The organism is Herbaspirillum sp. RV1423 (assembly GCF_000577615.1).
In the GTDB taxonomy this organism is placed as follows: Bacteria; Pseudomonadota; Gammaproteobacteria; order Burkholderiales; family Burkholderiaceae_D; genus Herbaspirillum.
The window spans coordinates 1-18,541 of record NZ_CBXX010000057.1 but is presented as its reverse complement, the minus strand read 5'-3'; the positions used below and the strand labels follow the sequence as shown (position 1 = coordinate 18,541).

General features: G+C 66.2%; 15 protein-coding genes. 6 read left to right on the top strand and 9 right to left on the bottom strand.

Annotated elements, in window-relative coordinates:
• Positions 1-423: 423 nt before the first annotated feature.
• The 9 genes from RV1423_RS26960 to RV1423_RS26920 all read right to left on the bottom strand — a co-directional run bounded on the left by RV1423_RS26960 (position 424) and on the right by RV1423_RS26920 (position 10,729).
• Positions 424-627: a hypothetical protein gene (locus RV1423_RS26960; RefSeq protein WP_034303692.1), complete on the bottom strand. Its 204-nt coding sequence runs from the start codon at positions 625-627 to the stop codon at positions 424-426.
• Between the two features lie 83 nt (positions 628-710).
• Entirely contained in the window at positions 711-1,550 is an 840-nt protein-coding gene (locus RV1423_RS26955; RefSeq protein WP_051516993.1) for an N-6 DNA methylase, read from the bottom strand.
• A gap of 659 nt (positions 1,551-2,209) precedes the next feature.
• Entirely contained in the window at positions 2,210-2,986 is a 777-nt protein-coding gene (locus RV1423_RS26950) for an alpha/beta fold hydrolase (protein WP_231502528.1), read from the bottom strand.
• Positions 2,987-3,009: 23 nt separating this feature from the next.
• On the bottom strand, positions 3,010-3,816 hold the full coding sequence (locus RV1423_RS26945; RefSeq protein ID WP_034303688.1) for an enoyl-CoA hydratase/isomerase family protein: 807 nt from the start codon (positions 3,814-3,816) through the stop codon (positions 3,010-3,012).
• A gap of 31 nt (positions 3,817-3,847) precedes the next feature.
• A complete protein-coding gene (locus tag RV1423_RS26940; protein ID WP_034303686.1) occupies positions 3,848-5,422 on the bottom strand; it encodes an AMP-binding protein in 1,575 nt (524 codons plus the stop codon).
• On the bottom strand, positions 5,415-5,927 hold the full coding sequence (locus RV1423_RS26935; protein ID WP_034303685.1) for a (2Fe-2S)-binding protein: 513 nt from the start codon (positions 5,925-5,927) through the stop codon (positions 5,415-5,417). Before RV1423_RS26935 ends, RV1423_RS26940 begins: the two co-directional genes overlap by 8 nt.
• Complete coding sequence (locus RV1423_RS26930) at positions 5,924-6,754, bottom strand: xanthine dehydrogenase family protein subunit M (protein WP_034303684.1); 831 nt, start codon at positions 6,752-6,754, stop codon at positions 5,924-5,926. The genes RV1423_RS26935 and RV1423_RS26930 overlap by 4 nt, the downstream gene beginning before the upstream one ends.
• The gene (locus tag RV1423_RS26925; RefSeq protein WP_034303683.1) at positions 6,751-9,759 is read right to left on the bottom strand and encodes a molybdopterin cofactor-binding domain-containing protein; all 3,009 of its coding nucleotides are present in this window, start codon (positions 9,757-9,759) and stop codon (positions 6,751-6,753) included. The genes RV1423_RS26930 and RV1423_RS26925 overlap by 4 nt, the downstream gene beginning before the upstream one ends.
• Before the next feature lie 112 nt (positions 9,760-9,871).
• Positions 9,872-10,729, bottom strand: a complete 858-nt coding sequence (locus RV1423_RS26920; protein WP_034303682.1) for an AraC family transcriptional regulator — start codon at positions 10,727-10,729, stop codon at positions 9,872-9,874.
• Positions 10,730-11,018: 289 nt separating this feature from the next.
• Here RV1423_RS26920 and RV1423_RS26915 point away from each other — a divergent pair, with 289 nt between their 5' ends.
• The 6 genes from RV1423_RS26915 to RV1423_RS26890 form a co-directional block, all read left to right on the top strand.
• On the top strand, positions 11,019-12,764 hold the full coding sequence (locus RV1423_RS26915) for a GMC family oxidoreductase (protein WP_034303681.1): 1,746 nt from the start codon (positions 11,019-11,021) through the stop codon (positions 12,762-12,764).
• Positions 12,765-12,853: 89 nt separating this feature from the next.
• A complete protein-coding gene (locus RV1423_RS26910; protein ID WP_034303680.1) occupies positions 12,854-14,194 on the top strand; it encodes an MFS transporter in 1,341 nt (446 codons plus the stop codon).
• 34 nt (positions 14,195-14,228) lie between these two features.
• Positions 14,229-15,014: a sterol desaturase family protein gene (locus tag RV1423_RS26905; protein WP_051516992.1), complete on the top strand. Its 786-nt coding sequence runs from the start codon at positions 14,229-14,231 to the stop codon at positions 15,012-15,014.
• A 56-nt stretch (positions 15,015-15,070) separates the two neighbouring features.
• Complete coding sequence (locus RV1423_RS26900; RefSeq protein WP_034303679.1) at positions 15,071-16,531, top strand: UbiD family decarboxylase; 1,461 nt, start codon at positions 15,071-15,073, stop codon at positions 16,529-16,531.
• Positions 16,528-17,151: a UbiX family flavin prenyltransferase gene (locus tag RV1423_RS26895; RefSeq protein WP_034303678.1), complete on the top strand. Its 624-nt coding sequence runs from the start codon at positions 16,528-16,530 to the stop codon at positions 17,149-17,151. The genes RV1423_RS26900 and RV1423_RS26895 overlap by 4 nt, the downstream gene beginning before the upstream one ends.
• Positions 17,139-18,541, top strand: a 1,403-nt coding sequence (locus RV1423_RS26890; RefSeq protein WP_034303677.1) for an aldehyde dehydrogenase family protein, incomplete at its 3' end; no start/stop codon positions are given. The genes RV1423_RS26895 and RV1423_RS26890, both read left to right, overlap by 13 nt.

The following is an 18,541-nucleotide window of genomic DNA, read 5'->3' as shown; positions in this document are numbered from 1 at the left end:
GGTGGGGAAAGCCCTGCCCTCACGGGCAGGGTGGGGATGGGTGGGGTCCAAGGCAGCGAGGTAACGGGCCGCAGTTTCTAGCCCGTTCCGTCGTTTATCCCCAAGCAAGCCCCCCTCACCCTTCAGGGGGGGGCTGAATTGGGGATTGAGGAACGGGTGACCGCGGCCCGTGCTGCCCACGTGCTGTTAGGCGCCAGGTGCGCCGGGTTCATAGCGAAGCGGCGGCTCAAGGGCCGTGACAGCGGGGTTTGCTGGCACTGCCCTTGATGTCACCTGGCGACTCCGGGACGGGCCGCGGCCGGCTTCACAGCGCAAGCGGCGGCTCAAGGGGCGTGCCAGCGAGGTTGCTGGCGCGACGCTTGAAAGCGGGTCGTTCTCACTTCAAGGTCGTTGAGGCGCACGACCTCGATTGTGCTTCAACGATCAGGCCATACGGGTGACGGTGTGTGCGGATCCGTAGTGCTGGCTCTTCCACGTGTCGCCGACTGCCAGTGCCCCGATCGCCGCAATGTCGTCCGTGGTGTAGCTGCGCTTGACGGAGAAAAAGCGCGCGCTCACCTGGCGCGTGCCGGAATTGTAAAAATCATTGCTCCAGTAAGCTCGAAATCTTTTGGGCTTTATCTTCATGGCATGTGCCTGTCGTGTTTGGACTTTCGCGCGCGAAAGTCCGGGTTAATTGCCGAACCCTCAGGGGCCGGAGCATTCGGGACTTATTCAAACAATGTGGTCTGCCTCGTATCTACGAAGCGCGCCTTCGTCGGCCGGCCCTTTCCCGATGGCTCCGCAGGTGCAGCGCGCTCCAGTACGGGCAATTGGACGGCCGGCGTCTCGCCGCTGGTGGGCGCGTGAGTGACCGCACGCCGTCTTGCCAGTAGGCCGCGCCATCCACCAAGCACATGCGCTGCCGTATACCACTGCGCATCCGTGCCCTTGGGCCAAAGCGAGTTGCCGTGAATGACCACGGCCGGCACGTGCAGCAGCGTCAGCTGGATATAAGTCATGTGCACGGCGGTTTCGTCCAAGTCCTGCGCCGTGACGTGCAGGCAGCGCTGGTAGTTCAGGCCCTTGTTGCGGATGCAGTTTGCGAGGGCGATGACCATCGCCCCCGCTCCGGAAGCAGGTTCGTTCGCCGTGAAATAGCCGTGCTCTTCCACCAGGGCAGCCACGTCCCCGCAGCCCAGCTCGGCCATCAAATAGGCCACTTCGTATGGCGTGAAATACTGTCCTTTCCAGTGGTCGCCCAACTCCAGCGCCATGAACAGCTGCCCAAGGCAATCGTGGAACCCGGCCTCGAGCGACTGGACGATGTGGCCCAGCATCTGGGGAAAGCGGTCGACTTCGGCTCGCTCGTAGCGGCCAATGAGATGCATGTAGCGCGCCTCGCGTTTTTCGGCTTGCGCGAAGTCGACCGCATTACTGAGCGAAATCGCCGCCATTTCACAGAAGTCGCGAAAGACTTCATGCTTGCGATGACGCCGCGCGTTCGCTTCGATCAATTTAACGAAGGCTTTTTGGTGCTCGTCCAAACCATTGATGGTGCGTTTGCTCATGTTGTTCGAGAAGTAGACGGAGAACCAGGAATTGATCCTCTCGCTCGAACTCTCTCGCTCCCGCCCTGGGGCGGGCGGGGGGTGGGGAAAGCCCTGCCCTCACGGGCAGGGTGGGGATGGGTGGGGTCCAAGGCAGCGAGGTAACGGGCCGCAGTTTCTAGCCCGTTCCGTCGTTTATCCCCAAGCAAGCCCCCCTCACCCTTCAGGGGGGGCTGAATTGGGGATTGAGGAACGGGTGACCGCGGCCCGTGCTGCCCACGTGCTGTTAGGCGCCAGGTGCGCCGGGTTCATAGCGAAGCGGCGGCTCAAGGGCCGTGACAGCGGGTTTGCTGGCACTGCCCTTGATGTCACCTGGCGACTTCGGGACGGGCCGCGGCCGGCTTCACAGCGCAAGCGGCGGCTCAAGGGGCGTGCCAGCGAGGTTGCTGGCGCGACGCTTGAAAGCGGGGCGGCCCCAATTGGTTGGGAGCCGTCCTTCCTTGTGCTCTGCCTGCCGTTTAGGCAACCGGTCCCCTCCCCTATGGGAAAACCCAGCTTTGGCCCGGTTATCCACACCTTAACGCACAGAAAATGTGGACAAGAACGCTCCCCTCGCCGGCTACATCGGGACATCGTAATATAGGGCAGCCGATGGCAACGCCATGCTGGCGCCACTACCTTCAGGCCGGCAGGCGCGACAAGAACGCGACTACCGCATCGCGCACCGTCTCGGCTTGTTCTTCATGCGGGACGTGGCGGCACCCTTCCAGCGTCAACAATTCGGCGCGCGGAACCCGGCGCTGCAATTCGGCTAGCTGTTCCAGGGTGCCGTATTGGTCTAGCGTGCCCTGAATGGCGAGTGTCGGGCAGCGGATCGCCGCGAGCGTGTCGCTGATGCTCCACCCTTGAAACGCAGGCGCGAGCCAGCAGCCGCTCCAGCCCATGAACACCTGATCCGGGTCGTCGTGCAATTGCTCCAGCTTGGCGCGCAGCCGGCCGTCGTGCCATCCCTGCCGCAGCTGTTCGATTTTTGCGCGCGCAATGGGTTCGGCGAACAGGTGTGGCGCCAGCACGATGACGGCAGCGGCGGCCTGCGGGAAGGCAGCAGCGTACTGCAACGCGATGGTGGCGCCGTCGCTGTGGCCGAACAGGATCGGCGCCTCGCGCGCCGGATCGATGGCGAGCGCATGCAACAACGCCGGCAAGTGTTCGCGCGCCTCGATGCCGAGGTAATCGGACGGCCACGCCTGGCCAGGAGGACGGCGCTGCGAGCGGCCGTAGCCGTAGCGCGAAAATACGAGGCCCCGGCAACCGGCAGCGGCGCACAGCGTGCGCGGCCAGTCGCCCCAGCCTGCCAGCGCACCGAGGCCTTCGTGCAGGAAGACGATCAGGCGCGCGCCAGAGCCGATCAGCTCGGCTTCGAGCTCGATCGGCCCGCCGGCCGCGTCGATAAGCACGCGTTGCAACATCCTGCGTCCGCTCAGCTGCCGATGAAGTTGGCCTTGCGCTTCTGGTGGAACGCTTCGACACCCTCGCGGAAGTCGTCCGACCCGCGCAGGCGGCTGTAGCAATGGCCTTCGAGCTCGATGGCGATCGCCAGGGTCGAGTCTTCGGTGTCGTTGAGCAGCTTCTTGGCGGTGCGCTGGGCAATCGGCGAAAACACCCGCAGCTCCTCCGCCAGCGCATCGGTGGCGCGTTCGAGTTCGGCATCGGGCACGCATTCGGTGGCGATGCCCCAGTCGTATGCCTGCTGGCCGGGAATGCGGCGCGAGCGCATGACCACATCCTTGGTGCGCGTGATGCCGACCATTTTCTGCAGCCGCGCCGAGCCGCCCGAACCGGGAATCTGTCCCAGCTTCTGCTCGGGCAGTGCATAGCGCGCCGTTTCGGAGACGATGCGGAAGTCGCATGCCAGCGAAATCTCGAAGCCGACGCCGAAGCAGAAGCCGCGATTGGCGGCGATCACCGGCTTGCTGCAACGCGCCGGCGCGGCGATGTTCCAGGCAAGCTTCGAAACGTGCTCCGGCGTGGCGTCGAGGAAGCCGCGGATGTCGCCGCCGCTGGAGAAGTGCTCGCCGACGGCGCGCAGCACGATCACGCGCACCGCCGGATTCTCGTCGAGCGACTCGAACACCAGGCGCAGCTGATCGCGCTGCGCCATCGAGATGATGTTGAACGGCGGACGGTCAAGCACGATGTCGGCGCGCTCGCGCTCGGCATCGATGATGACCGAAAAGCCGTCGAGGTGTTCAAGCAGGGAGTGCGCAGGGTGGGAAAGCTGGGTCATGGTGGATCCTTTTTGTGAATGCGATTGATTGTTAGTTGGATGGGGCAATGGAATGCGCCGGCGCGACCGACTGCCCGGCTTCGGGCTCGTACTCGTTGGCCACGAGTTTGCGGCGCAACAGCTTGCCGACCGGCGAGCGCGGCACCTCGACCACGAACACAAAGGAGCGCGGCCGCTTGAAATTGGCCAGGCCGGAGGCGCGGCAATGGGCGTCAAGTTCGGCCTCGGTGACCGCCGAGCGGCGCTTGATGAAGGCGGTCACGCATTGGCCCCAGCGCGCGTCCGCCAGGCCAACCACCGCCACTTCGTCGACCGCCGGGTGCAAGGACAGCAGGCTCTCGATTTCCACCGGCGAGATGTTTTCGCCACCGCTGATGATCATGTCATCGGTGCGGCCCGACACGAACAGGTCGCCGTCCTTGTCGACGTAGCCGGTGTCGCCGGTGAAGTACCAGCCGCCGCGCAGCGATTTGGCGTCGGCGTCAGGGCGCTTCCAGTAGCCTTCGAACGACTCGTCGCCGGCCAGGTCGGCGATGATCTCGCCCTCCTCGTAGCGCGCCGCCGGCAGCTCCGGGTCGCCGCCGTCGAGGCGCACCACCCGGATGCGCTGGTTGATGCCGCCCCGGCCGGCGCTGCCGGGCTTTTTCACCGCGTCCGAGTCGATGCTGAAGGTATAGACTTCGGACGAACCGTAGTGGTTCACGAACAGCTCGGGGTTAAACAGCGTATGGAGCTTCTTTAACAGCGCTTCGTTCATCGAGGCGCCGGCGAAACCGAGCTTGCGTACCGACGACAAGTCGGTGGCGGCGCAATCCGGATGCGCCACGACGTCGTGGTACAAGGTCGGCACCAGGTACAGGTTGGTGATGCGCTCGGCCTCGATTGCCGCCAGCACCGCCGGCGGGTCGAACTTCGGCACGCACACGAAGCAGCCATCGACCAGCGCCATCGCCAGCAGCGAGCGCACGCCCATCGTGTGATACAGCGGCATCACGCCGAGCGTGCGTTCGCCGCGCCCGTACAGGTTCTGGGCGACGTGGGCCAGCGCGGCGGCGCGCTCATGGCGGTGGCGACGCGGCACCCCTTTCGGCTTGCCGGTGGTGCCAGAGGTGTACAGCATCAGCGACCAGTCGTCGCAGCCGGCGCCCAGCAGCTGCGCCGGCGCGGCCGCTTGCAGCAGCTGCTCGAACGACAGCGTGGCGCCGGCGGCCGGATCGACCGTGCCGACCGCGATGCGCGGCAAGGACTGCGCGACGGACGACTGCGCCACGGCGTCCGCCGAGACGTCCTGGAACACGATCGCGCGCGCCTCGGCGTCGCTGGCGCAATAGTCGATTTCATCAGGCTTGGCGCGCCAGTTGAGCGGCGTGACGATCACGCCGGCGAACTGGCAGGCCCAATGCAGGGTTGCCATCTCCCAGCGGTTCTGCAGCAGCACGACCAGGTGGTCGCCGCGCCGCAGGCCGATCGCCTGCAGGCCGCCGGCCACCGCCCTCACTTTTTCGAACCATCCGGCATAGCTCAGGCGCAGGTCGCCATCGACCAGCGCGAGCTGGTCCGGACTGCGTTCCACCGATGCCAGGAAACTGCGGCCAAGATCAAGCATGTTCGCTCCTTTCCATGCGCTGCGCTGCAACCTCCAGCACGGCATTGACGATATTGGTGTAGCCGGTACAGCGGCACAGGTGGCCGGACAGCATCTCGCGCACCTGCTGTTCGGTAGGATCCGGCACCTGTTCGAGGAAGTGGCTGCTCGACATCAGGATGCCGGCCGTGCAGAAGCCGCACTGCAGCGCATGGTGGCGCTTGAACGCCTGTTGCAGGTCGCCCAGCTCGCTGTCGGCGCCGCAGTTCAGGCCCTCGACGGTATCGACCTTGCGGCCGTCGGCCTGCACCGCCAGCTGCATGCACGAGCGCTGCGCCACGCCATCGACGCGCACGGTGCAGGCGCCGCAGATGCCATGTTCGCAGCCGACGTGGGTGCCGGTCGCGCCCAGTTCGTGGCGCAGGAAGTCCGACAGCAGCATGCGCGCTTCGGCCGGGGCGCTGCGCTGTACCCCGTTCAGGGTCAGCGTGATGGGATACGCCGTGTGTTTTTCGTAGAGTTTCATACGCTTGCCTTTGCTGTTGCAGTTGCTATTAATTCGCGCCCCAGACGGCGCACCAGGTGACGCCGGTACTCGGCGCTGGCGTGGCCGTCGCTTTGGGCCTCGAGCTCCCACGCAAAATCGTTGATCGCGCCCTCCAGGTCGGCGCCGGCCAGGCGCGGCCAGCGCTTGCGTTGCGGCCGGTCGGCGACGCCGCCCACCGTCAGCTCGATCGCGCCATCGGTCACCACCGCCGCCAGCGCGGCGATGGCGAAGTCGCCGTGGCGCATCGACACCTCCTCGAAGGCGTAGCGGGCGCCCTGCTCGCGCAGCGGGAAGCGCACTTCCTCGACGATCTCGCCGGGCTTGACGGCCGTGACCAGCATGCCTTGAAAAAACTGGTCGGCCTTCAGCACGCGCCGCCCCGCCTTCGAGCGCAGCACCACCTCCCCTTGCAGCGCGGTCAGGCACAAGGGCAGCTCGGCGCTCGGGTCGGCATGGGCGACCGAGCCGCACACGGTGCCGCGGTTGCGGATCTGGAAATGCGAGATATACGGGAACACCAGGTCCAGCAGCGGCACCTCGGCCGCCAGGGTGGCGCGGTTCTCGACGCTGGCCTGGGTCGCGGCGGCGCCGATCACCAGCTGGCCCTTGTCGACGCGGACGTAGTCGAGGTCGCGGCAGCGCGAAATATCGACCAGCATCGCCGGCTGCGCCAGGCGGATGTTAAGCATCGCCATCAGCGACTGGCCGCCGGCGAGAATTTTCGCTTCCTCGCCGTGCCGGGCCAGCAGGCTGACGGTTTCCTCGGCGCTGTCGGCGCGGATGTAATCGAATGCGGATGGCTTCATTTCGCGACTCCCAATGCATGCAGCAGGCGCTGCCACCACGAACGCGGTGGCGCGGCGCCGGCGCCGCCGGCCTGGCGGCCAAGTTGTTCGAACAGCTGGCGCAACACGATCTTGGCGGCGCCTTCGAGCATGCGCCCGCCGACCGCCGCCACCTTGCCGCTGACCGCGGCGCTGTAGTCGTACGACAGGCGCGTGCCGCTGCCCGACGCTTCGAGGCGGATCTGGCCGGCGCCCTCGGCCGAACCGAGCGAGCTGACGCCCTTGCCGCCAAGCGAAAGCGCGTGCGGCGGATCGAGGTCGGACAGGCGAATTTCGGCCGCATAGCGCGCCTTGACCAGTCCGATGCCGATGGTGACGTCGGCGCGGTAGTGGTTCGGCCCGACCTGTTCGAGCGCATGGCAGCCGGGAATCACCTTGACCAGCGCGTCCGGATCGAGCAGCACGGCGTACACCTGCTCCGGCGTGGCCGGCAACTCGACCGAGCCGGACATCGCCAGCGCATGGCCGCCCTGCGGCGCCTTGAGCGCCGGCGCAGCGCGCGGCTTGCTCGGCGCCGGATCGGTGAACTTGAGCAGGCCGTGCAGGCGCGACGGCGTCAGCGGCAGGCGCAGGTCGGCCACGCCGATGGCGTCGGCCACCGCATTGGCGATGCACACCGGGGTGCTCATGTTGTTGCCCTCGCCCAGCCCTTTGGCGCCCAGCGGCGTGAACGGCGACAGCGTTTCGATGTGCAGGATGACCGGCTCGGGCACTTCGCAGGCGGTCGGCACCAGGTAATCGGCGAAGGTACCGGACTGGAAGCTGCCGTCGCTGCCGTAGGCGAATTCTTCCATCAGCGCGGCGCCCAGGCCTTGCGCGAAGGCGCCGCGGATCTGGCCGTCGGCCAGTGCCGGATTGAGGATGCGGCCGGCGTCGTGCGAGGTGACGTAGCGGTCGATGCGCACCTTGCCGGTGGCCGTGTCGACTTCCACGGCGCAGATGTCGAACACGAAGCCGTAGGCGCCGGAACTGTTGATGACGTCGTTCTCGTCGGGCGCCTGCAACTGCTCCGGGGTCCAGAACACGGTCTCGCGCACGCCCGGCGCCATGCCGTCCGGCAGGCTGGCCGGCGACCAGTGCGCGCCGCCGGCCACGCGGTGGAACGGCAGCTTGCGCTCCGGATTGTCGCGCGCGAAAATCTTGCTGCCGGCGAACACCAGCTGGTCGGGCGTCACGCCCAGCAGCGGCGCGGCGATCAGCGCCAGCTTGGCGCGCACCTTGAGCGCGGCGAGGTGGACGGTGCCGGCCACGGCGCCGGCGAAGCGGCTCGAATAATTGCCGGCGGCGATGGACCAGCCGTCCTTTTGCGTATCCAGCTCGGCGTTGACCATGATGGCGGACGGCTCCAGGCCCAGCACGTCGGCCACCACCTGGCCGACCACGGTGCGGTGGCCCTGCCCTTGCGGCACCGAATCGATCATCACGCTGACGCTGCCGAGCGCGTCGACCGCGACGGTGGCGCTGGTATTGGCGCCGTTCTTCGGTCCCGCCTTGGCGCGCTCGTCCGCGGTCAGCGCGGTGGTGATGTAGCCCATGTTGGAAATCGACGGCTCGACGATGGCGGCGTAGCCGATGCCGTACAGCCGGCCCTCGGCGCGCGCCTGGTCGCGCCGCGCCTTCAGTTCGGCCAGCCCGCCCTGCTCCACCGCCAGCGCCAGCGACAGCTGGTAGTTGCCGGAGTCGTACAGCGAGCCGGCCGGCGCGCGGTACGGAAAGGCGTCGGCGCCGATCAGGTTGCGGCGAATGACGTCGAGCGGATCGAGCGCGAGTTCGACCGCGATGCGCTGCATCAGGCGCTCGAGCGCAAAGTACACCTGCGGTCCGCCGAAGCCGCGCACCAGGCCGGACGGCGTCTTGTTGGTCAGGACCACCTGGTTGTGCACGGCCAGGTGGCGCACCTTGTAGGCGCCAGTCAGCATGCCATGCATGCGGTAGAACGTCGCCGGTTCGGGCGCGCGCAGATAGGCGCCGCAATCGTCGATCTGGTGGTAGCGCAGCGCGATGATCTCGCCGTCGACGGTCAACGCCGCTTCGATCGTGCTGACGCGGTTGGTCGACGACACCGAACCTTGGAGGTGTTCGAGCCGGTCTTCGATCCACTTGACCGGCGCGCCAGCCTTGCGCGAAGCGAGGCACAGCAGCACCACATAGGTCGACACCGCCTGCTTGGTGCCGAAGCTGCCGCCCGAATCGCGCGGCGCGCGCAGCCGCAGCCTGGTGCCCGGCACCTTCAGGGCGCGCGCCATCACCGGGTGCAGCGCGAACGGGCCCTGGAAGTTCGACAGCACGTCGTAACCCTCGTCGCCGGCCAGATATTCGGCCACCACCGCGAAGCATTCGATCGGCGTGCAGGAATTGCGCGGATAGTGGACCTTGATCGAGACCGTGCGCGCGGCGCCGATGAACGCCGCTTCCGGCTCGCCATACTTGAAATGGCGGTCATTGACCAGGTTCGAGCCGACCGCCGCATGCAGCACCGGCGCGTTGGGCGCCAGGGCCAGCTCGGGATCGACCACCGCCGCCAGCTGGCGGTAGTTCACCTTGATCAGGTCGAGCGCATCTTCGGCGATGTAGCGGCTCTCGGCCATGACGACCGCGACCGGCTCGCCGACATAGCGGGCGCGCTCGATCGCCATCGGCCAGTGTTCCATCGGCTGCTTGACGCCGACCGCGAACGGCGTCGCCCAGGCGGCAACGTCGGCGCCGGTCAGCACGGCGCGCACGCCGGCCAGGCTCAACGCCTCGCTGCTGTCGATCGAGAGGATTTCGGCATGGCCGTGCGGCGAGCGCAGGATGGCCGCGTGAAGCGTGCCGGGTTTGACGCCGACATCGTCGGTGTAGCTGCCGCGGCCAGAGAGCAGCGCGGCGTCCTCGACGCGCAGCGCAGCCCGGCCGACGTGGCCTTGCGGAGCGGCGCGCGCCGGGCCGGCATGGTCCTCGGCGGGCAATTCAATAATCTGGTTCACAGTGGTGGCCTTATTGCAGCATGGTTCGTGCAAAAAGTGTAGGCCCGCTTCGTCCGAAGCGCGTTACCGGGGAGTGCGGGGAATTACCGTACAGTCTGTTTTTTTCCCGAATTCAGGATGGCTGGTCATACAGGTCGACCACCTTGCGGTACTGGCTCGGCAGCGCGCCCAGGTGCTGCTGGAAAAAACGGGTGAAGTGGCTCTGGGCGCTGAAGCCGAGGCTGTCGGACAGGCTGATCAGCGAGTCGCGGGTATGGGTCACCCCATCGATGGCCGCTTCGATGCGCAGCACGTTGACGTACAGGTTCGGCGTCAGGCTCGTGTCCTGTTGAAACAACTTGAAAAAGTGCGCGCGCGACAGACACGCCTCGGCGGCCAGCTTGTCGATGTCGAGATCGACGCCGACGTTGGCGCGCAGGTAGGACAGCGAGCGCCGGATCCGCGCATCGGGCGCATGCGCCAGCGCGGCCTTGCGCGGCGCGTCGAGCGAGCGCCACTCGGAGAACGTGTCGATCACGGCGAGCATCAGGTTCGACAGCAGCATCTCGACCTGATGCGCACCGAACTCCTCGCCGTGCAGCATCCGCATGGCAAGCCGGTTCGCCAGCGCGCTGACCGGCTTCGATATCTGCACGCAGGCCTGCGGGAAGAAGCCGGGACTGCCGCTCGCAATAAATGCTTTTTCAATTTCGCCAAGCCACATCGGCTCGATATACAAGGCCAGGATGACGGTGCCGGGCGCATCCGGATTGTGGTGGGTGTAGGCGTGCGGCTCCCAGGAGTTCACCAGCACGACCGTCTGGTCGGTCAGCGGATAGAGCCGGTCGCGCACCGAAAAGAAGGTGTCTTCGCCGCTCACCTTGATCAGGACATGGCACTGGGAATGGCCGTGGGTGACCAGCGGCCGATCCATGTCGAGCAGGGCGACCCGCCCGAATTTTCCCTGCAATATACGTACGGCAGCTGACATTTCCTCTCCCCCAAGCGCTGGTATCGCACCTGACGCGCGCCCCGCGCCCGATTCATCATCTTCAGTGCGGATTGCACAATCCGCTGCGGATGACGCCTCCATCATCGCACACATTTTGGCCGCAGGGTCGGAGCCCGGTCACCGCCAAAATATCACTGTTCGTGATACCACGCATAAATATTCATTATTAGAAGAGATGATAAATAAGGGCTACTCTTGATCACGTCGGCGGCCGAAAGATCACTCCGGCACAGGCGGCGGACCCGCACATTTGACAACACGGGAGACTATGGTGCAGACAGCAGGCGAACGATTCGACTACATCATCGTCGGCGGCGGCTCGGCAGGCTGCGTGCTGGCAAATCGGCTCTCGGCCGACCCCGGCATACGCGTCGCACTGATCGAAGCCGGCGCCGACACCCCGCCGGGCGCCGTCCCCAAGGAGATTCTCGACAGCTATCCGATGCCCCTGTTCTGTGGCGACCGCTATATCTGGCCGGGCCTGAAGGCAAAGGCCACCGCTGCCGCCCCGCTCAAGGTCTACGAACAGGGCAAGGTGATGGGCGGCGGATCGAGCATCAACGTGCAGGCGGCAAACCGCGGCCTGCCGCGCGACTACGACGACTGGGCTGCGCACGGCGCCGCCGGCTGGGCCTGGAAGGATGTGCTGCCGTACTTTCGCAAGCTCGAGCGCGACGTCGACTTCGGCGAGTCGGTGCTGCACGGCGGCAGCGGCCCGGTGCCGATCCGGCGCATCCCGCCGAATGCCTGGCCGCCATTCTGCACCACCTTCGCCGACGGCCTGCGGCGCACCGGCCTGCCGTTCCTGGAAGACCAGAACGGCGACTTCGGCGACGGCATGTTCTCCGCCGCATTTTCGAACCTGGACGACCGGCGCGTCTCCACCGCCGTCGCCTACCTCGACCCGGCGACGCGCGCACGCGCCAATCTCACGATCCTTGCTGATACCAAGGTCGAACGCATCGCGCTACAAAACGGCATTGCGTGCGGAGTCGTCGCGTTCGACGCCGAAGGGACGCGCGTCAGGTTCGATGCCGGCGAAGTGATCCTGTGCGCCGGCGCGCTGCAGTCGCCCGCCTTGTTGCTGCACGCGGGGATCGGCGACGCCACGGCGCTCACCACACTGGGTATTCGCGTGGTCGCCGACCGGCCGGGCGTCGGCCGCAATCTGCAAGACCACCCGTCGCTGACCTTCTGCCACTTCCTCGAACCAGAGTTCCGCATGCCCCTCTCACGGCGCCGCGCCAGCATGACCGCGGCGCGTTTTTCTTCGGGCCTGGACGGTTGCGACGTGTCCGATATGTACATGTCGAGCGCGACCCGGGCCGCCTGGCATCAGCTGGGCAACCGGCTCGGCCTGTTCTTCTTGTGGTGCAACCGGCCGTACTCGCGCGGCCAGGTGCAGCTGACGTCGCGCGATCCGATGACCGCGCCCCAGGTCGACCTGAACCTGCTCGCCGACGAACGCGATGTGCGCCGCATGGCCATTGGCGTTCGCACGCTGGCCCAGGTCGTCCAGCACACCGCACTGCACCGCCACCCGGACGACTTCTTCCCGGCCGCGTTCTCGCCGCGCGTGAAGGCGTTGAGCCGTTTCACCAACACCAACGCGGCCCTGACCACCGTGCTCGGCGCCATGCTCGACACGCCGGCGCCGTTGCGGCGCTGGATCATCGAGACCTTCGTCACCGGCGGCCAGCGCATGTCGGCACTGCTGGCCGACGAGCAGGCGCTGCACGCGTTCATTCGCAAGAACGTGTTCGGGGTCTGGCATGCGAGCGGCACCTGCCGGATGGGGCTGGCCGCGGACCGCAGCGCCGTCACCGATCATGAAGGCCGCGTGCACGGCGTGGCGAATCTGCGCGTGGTGGACGCGTCGCTGATGCCGCGCCTGCCTTCGGCGAACACGAATATCCCCACCATCATGATGGCGGAAAAGATTGCTGACGCCATCGTTGCGAGCCGCCACGCGCGCCACACGCGCGCTCAGGAACAGTGCACCCAAGATCGCTGATCTCAACAGATTGAATAAGCGACGATCGATATCGAAGTCCATCGCGGTTCCGCCCTGGCGCCGCGACTACATATAATCAGGAGACAATCATGGCTGTCATCACCACCCATCCCACCACACTCGCCGAGCGGGAAGGCAACCGCCACGTCCTCAGGGCGGTGATCGCCTCGTGCGTCGGCTGGTCGCTCGACCTGTACGACCTGTTTCTCCTGCTGTTCGTGGCGCCGGTGATTGGCCGCCTGTTCTTCCCTTCCGAACACGCGATGCTGTCGCTGGCCGCCGTCTATGCTTCGTTCGGCGTCACCTTGCTGATGCGTCCGCTCGGATCCGCGCTGTTCGGCACCTACGCCGACGTCCATGGCCGCAAGCGCGCCATGATCGTATCGATGGTCGGCGTCGGCGTCTCGACCGCCTTGTTCGGCGCGCTGCCGACGGTGGCGACCGTCGGCATAGCCGCTCCCATCCTGTTCCTGCTGCTGCGCCTGGTCCAGGGCGTGTTCGTCGGCGGCGTCGTCGCCGCGACCCATACGATCGGCACCGAGTCGGTCGCACCGCGCTGGCGCGGCGCGGTGTCGGGCCTGATCGGCGGTGGCGGCGCCGGCCTCGGCGCGCTGATCGCCTCGCTCACCTATTACGTCATGTCGACCATTTTCCCGGGCGACGCCTTCGATGTGTGGGGCTGGCGCTGCATGTTCTTTACCGGCATTATCAGCGCGGTGCTGGGCATCACGATCTTCAGCAAGCTGGAAGAGTCGCCGATGTTCAAGAAAATGCAGGAAGCGAAGAAGAACGCCAAGGCCAGAAAATCGCCGCTGCGCACGCTGTTTTCACGCGACTACCGTTCGATCCTGTTCGTCAACCTGCTCATCACCATTGGCGGCGGCAGCGGCTACTACCTCACCTCCGGCTTCCTGCCGACCTACCTGAAGGTGGTCAACCACACGCCCGCCAATACGGCTGGCGTCATCATGATGCTATCGAGCATCGCCGTGATCGTCATCTCAGTGGCTACCGGACACCTCAGCACGTTTATCGGCCGCAAGAGGACCTTTCTATGGGTCGGCCTGGCGCGCCTGATCCTGCTGCCGGCAATCGCCCTGATGATGCCGGGCGTGACCGATACCTTCACGCTGGCGCTGTATGTCATCGTGTTCAGCATGCTGGGAAGCGCCGGTTATGCGCCGATCCTGATCTTCCTCAATGAGCGTTTTCCCACCGCTATCCGCGCCACCGGCACCGGCCTGTCGTGGAACCTCGGCTTTGCCATCGGCGGCATCTTGCCCACCTTCGTTTCGCTCGGTTCGCCAACGCCGGCCCATGTGCCGATGACGCTCGCCCTGTTCCTCGGTGCCATCAGCCTGATCTTCCTGGTCGGCGCGCTGATGGTACCCGAGACGATCGGCAAGCTCGACGCGCCGGACGCGACCTGAACCACACCACCTTGCCCACCAGAGGAGACACATCATGCATCTTAAAGATCAGAAAATCCGCCAGCGCTCGAACCGCTACCGCGATCAATACCTGGCTGACACGCCGAGCTGGTATCGGGGTGAAATGCACCTTGGCTTCACCCTGCTGTTTACCGGAGGCGTGATCGCTTATTGCCTGTTCCAGCTCGGGGTGACCAGCTGGCAGGAATGGCTGGTCGCGATTCCGATTTTCTTGTTCGGCAACTGGGCCGAGTGGGCCGCACACCGCTACCTGCTGCACCGCCCGAGCAAGTATTTCAACGCGGTGTACAAACGCCATTGCGCCACGCACCACCAGTTCTTCACCCACGTGACGCTCGAGTATGAAGGCCACAAGGCATGGCGCGCGCTGCTGTTCCCACCCTTCGCGCCGGTGATGTTCGTGCTGGCCGCCCTGCCGCCGGCGCTGCTGATCGGCTGGTTATGGTCGGCCAACGCCGGCTACATCGCGATGATCACCATGGCGGGCTATTTCCTGATGTACGAAGCGCTGCACACGCTTTCGCACGTCGTCGACAGCCCGTTCCTCGACAGTGTCCCGCTGGTGAATTCGGTGCGCCGCATGCATGTGATCCACCACCATCCGGAGCTGATGGCAACGCACAACTTCAACCTGACCTTCCCGATCTGCGATGCCTTGTTCGGCACCAGCGACCTGGAAAAAGGACTGTTGGGAACGCTGTTTCACGGTAGCGGACACGACAAGATGGGCGCGAAAGAACGCCGAATCGTCGGGATCGACGAACGCGATCAGGCTGAGCCTGAGCGCCCGGCCGCATAACCATCAGGTACCGCGGCGCAAGCGCGCCGCCGCAGCCCACCCAAAGGATATCGAAAATGAATAACAGTGATTCCCCTCGCGGCAAGGCCGCCGACCTGCGCCAGTGGCTGGCGCACCTTGGCGCCACCGGCCGTGTGGCGGTCATCCGCGACGGCGTGCCGCTCAAGCACCGGCTGGCGGCGATTGCCAAGCGCCTCGACGGCAAGCAGGCCGCTTTCTTTCCCAAACCGGATGGACACGCAATTCCCGTGGTCTCCGGTTTCATGTCGCGCCGTGCCTGGATTGCGGAAGCGATGAACGTCGAGCAGTCCGCTTTGCTGGCGGCATTCCGCCGCGCCGCCGACAATCCGCTGCCATGGCGCGAGGTCGCTGGCGCCGACGCGCCGTGCCAGCAAGTGGTACACCGCGACATCGACATGCAGGCGCTGCTGCCGATCCCCACACATAGCGAACACGACAACGGGCCGTATATCACGGCCGGCCTGGTAATCGCCCGCAACCCTGTGACCGGGGTCCAGAACGTCTCGATCAACCGCATCCAGGTGCACGCCAGGGACCGGATGGCGATCCTGATGCTGCCGCGTCACCTGTTTGCGTTCTACCAGCAGGCCGAAGCGAACGACCAGCCACTGGACGTGGCGGTGGTGATCGGCGCCGACCCGCTCACCCTGCTCGCCTCGCAGGCGATCACCCCGATCGACCATGACGAGCTGGAAATTGCCGGCGCCCTGCATGGCAGGCCGCTGCCGGTGGTGAAATGCCTGACCAGCGAGGTGCGGGTGCCGGCCTCCGCCGAGATCGTCATCGAGGGCAAGCTGCTGCCGCGGGTGCGCGAGCCGGAAGGACCGTTCGGCGAATTCCCCAAGTACTACAGCGCCCGCGAAAACCGCGAAGTGATCGTGGTCGAGGCCGTTACTCACCGCACCAATCCGATCTTTCACACCATCGTGCCGGCCGAAATGGAGCACCTGCTGCTCGGATCGATCCCGCGCGAGGCGACCTTGCTCGCGCACCTTCAGCGCAGCTTCCCGGGCGTGCTCGACGTGCACCTGTCGATCGGCGGCGTCGGCCGCTACCACCTGTTCGTCAAGTTCACCAAGCGGCGCGAGGGCGAGCCGAAGAACGTGATCCTGGGCGCGTTCGGCGCCCACTACGATATCAAGCAGGTGACGGTGGTCGACGACGACGTCGACGTCCACGATCCGGTGCAGGTCGAATGGGCGGTCGCCACGCGTTTCCAGGCCGACCGCGACCTGATCGTCATCGCCGGCGCCCAGGGCTCGGTGCTCGACCCTTCGACCACCGTCGGCATGGATGGTCCGAACGGCGAGCCCGCGCCCGCGCACCAGCAGGGCATCAGCGCCAAGATGGGCCTGGACGCTACCAAACCGGTTTCGTACCACGGGCATGTGTTTACCAAAGTGCGCGTGCCCGGCGAAGACGAGATCGACCTGGACCAGGAAGTGGTCAGCGGCGCCACCGTCAGCTGGGCCGACAGCACGGCGAGGCCGGCATGAACGCGCCCGCCCCACGGCCACGCCTGATCGTCGCCATCACCGGCGCCAGCGGCGCCATCTACGGCGTGCGCCTGCTCGAACAGCTGCGCGCATCGGGCGCCTGCGAAAGCCACCTGGTCATCTCGTCGTCCGGCGTCATGACGGCGCAGCAGGAACTAGGGATGAAGCGCGGCGATATCGAAGCGCTGGCCGACGTGGTCCACAACGTCAAGGATATCGGCGCCACGATCGCCAGCGGGTCGTTCCAGTCGGCCGGCATGGTCATCGCGCCGTGCTCAATGAAGACGCTGGCCGGCGTCGCCAACGGCCTGGCCGACAACCTGGTCAGCCGCGCCGCCGACGTCATCCTGAAAGAACGCCGCCGCCTGGTGCTGCTGGCGCGCGAAACGCCGCTCAACCTGGCACACCTGCGCAACATGACCAGCGTGACCGAGATGGGCGGTATCATCTTCCCTCCGGTGCCGGCCTTCTACACGCAGCCGCAAACCATCGACGACATCGTCAACCATACCGTCGGCCGCCTGCTCGACCTGTTCTCGATTCCCCACAGTGGCCTCGTGCACCGATGGGAAGGCATGCAAAACCTCAGCAAGAAAGACTCGCCAACATGCGCACTCTGAACGCACTCAATTTCATCGACGGCCAGTGGCAAGGCGCCGGCAACGGCCCCACCGGCCGCAGCGTCAATCCGGCCGACGCCAGCGCCATCGGCACGTACGCCGACAGCGGCCGCGAGGAAGCGCGCCTTGCCATCGCGGCCGCCAGGGACGCCTTTGACAACTCGCCGTGGTCGCACGACGCGCGCCTGCGCCAGATGATCCTGCTGCAATGGGCAGACGGGCTCGAGCGGCGCCCCGAGCTGGCCGCGTTGCTGACCGAGGAAAACGGCAAGGTGTTGGCGCAGTCGCGCGGCGAAATGGCCGCGGCGATCTCGGAGATCCGTTATTACGCCGGCCTGACCCGCCATATGCCGGGTCACTTCATGGAAGTCGAACCGGGCGCCTACTCGGCCACCCTGCGCGAAGCGGCAGGCGTTGCCGCCCTGATCATTCCGTGGAATGCGCCCGTCGTGCTGCTGATTCGCGCACTGGCGCCGGCCCTTGCCGCCGGCTGCACGGTGGTGGTCAAGCCGGCGTACCAGACCGCCCAGATCACCGCGCAGGTGCTGCGCGAACTGGCGGCGATCGCGACCTTGCCGCGCGGCGTGCTCAATCTGGTGCTCGAGAGCGGCAGCGACGTCGCGCAGGAGCTGGTCTCCTCCGCCGATGTGGACGTGCTCAGCTTTACAGGATCGAACGGCACCGGACAGCGCATCATGGCCGCCGCGGCGCCGACCATGAAGAAGCTGTCGCTGGAGCTGGGCGGCAAATCGTGCTGCCTGGTGTTTGCCGATGCGGGGGCCGATACCGCCAGCATCGCCACGCGCATCGCGGCGGCGGCGACCGTCATCTCCGGCCAGCAGTGCACCGCCGCGCGCCGCGTGCTGGTGCATGCATCGCGCTACGACGACATGAAGCGCGCGCTCAAGCAGGCGCTCGAATCGATCGTGGTGGCACCAGGCACCGCGGCGGGCGCGGGCATGGGCCCGCTGATCGATGCGGCGGCGCTGGCAAGCGTCGGCGGCGCCGTCGAGCGCGCGCTCGACCTGTGCGATGAAGTGGTTTTGCGCGGCAGGCGCCTGGGCGGCGAGCTTGCAGAGGGCAACTTCCTGACACCGACCCTGGTGGCCCACGACGATTCGAATGCCTTCTTTGCGCAGGAAGAGATCTTCGGCCCGTTCCTTGTGCTCGAGAAGTTCGAGGACGAGAAGGAAGCGGTCGCGCGCGCCAACAACACCGTGTTCGGCTTGTCGGCCAGCGTCTGGAGCGCCGATGGTGACCGCGGCATGCGCGTGGCGCGCGCCTTGCGCAACGGCACCGTCTGGATCAACGACCACAACCGCCTGTTTGCGGAAGCGGAGACCGGCGGCTACCGCCGCAGCGGCATCGGCCGCCTGCATGGCTACGAGGG

Coding starts and splice junctions, on each gene's coding strand:
- RV1423_RS26960 (WP_034303692.1), bottom strand. CDS start 627: ATGAAGATAAAGCCCAAAAGATTTCGAGCTTACTGGAGCAATGATTTT.
- RV1423_RS26955 (WP_051516993.1), bottom strand. CDS start 1,550: ATGAGCAAACGCACCATCAATGGTTTGGACGAGCACCAAAAAGCCTTC.
- RV1423_RS26945 (WP_034303688.1), bottom strand. CDS start 3,816: ATGACCCAGCTTTCCCACCCTGCGCACTCCCTGCTTGAACACCTCGAC.
- RV1423_RS26940 (WP_034303686.1), bottom strand. CDS start 5,422: ATGCTTGATCTTGGCCGCAGTTTCCTGGCATCGGTGGAACGCAGTCCG.
- RV1423_RS26935 (WP_034303685.1), bottom strand. CDS start 5,927: ATGAAACTCTACGAAAAACACACGGCGTATCCCATCACGCTGACCCTG.
- RV1423_RS26930 (WP_034303684.1), bottom strand. CDS start 6,754: ATGAAGCCATCCGCATTCGATTACATCCGCGCCGACAGCGCCGAGGAA.
- RV1423_RS26920 (WP_034303682.1), bottom strand. CDS start 10,729: ATGTCAGCTGCCGTACGTATATTGCAGGGAAAATTCGGGCGGGTCGCC.
- RV1423_RS26915 (WP_034303681.1), top strand. CDS start 11,019: ATGGTGCAGACAGCAGGCGAACGATTCGACTACATCATCGTCGGCGGC.
- RV1423_RS26910 (WP_034303680.1), top strand. CDS start 12,854: ATGGCTGTCATCACCACCCATCCCACCACACTCGCCGAGCGGGAAGGC.
- RV1423_RS26905 (WP_051516992.1), top strand. CDS start 14,229: ATGCATCTTAAAGATCAGAAAATCCGCCAGCGCTCGAACCGCTACCGC.
- RV1423_RS26900 (WP_034303679.1), top strand. CDS start 15,071: ATGAATAACAGTGATTCCCCTCGCGGCAAGGCCGCCGACCTGCGCCAG.
- RV1423_RS26895 (WP_034303678.1), top strand. CDS start 16,528: ATGAACGCGCCCGCCCCACGGCCACGCCTGATCGTCGCCATCACCGGC.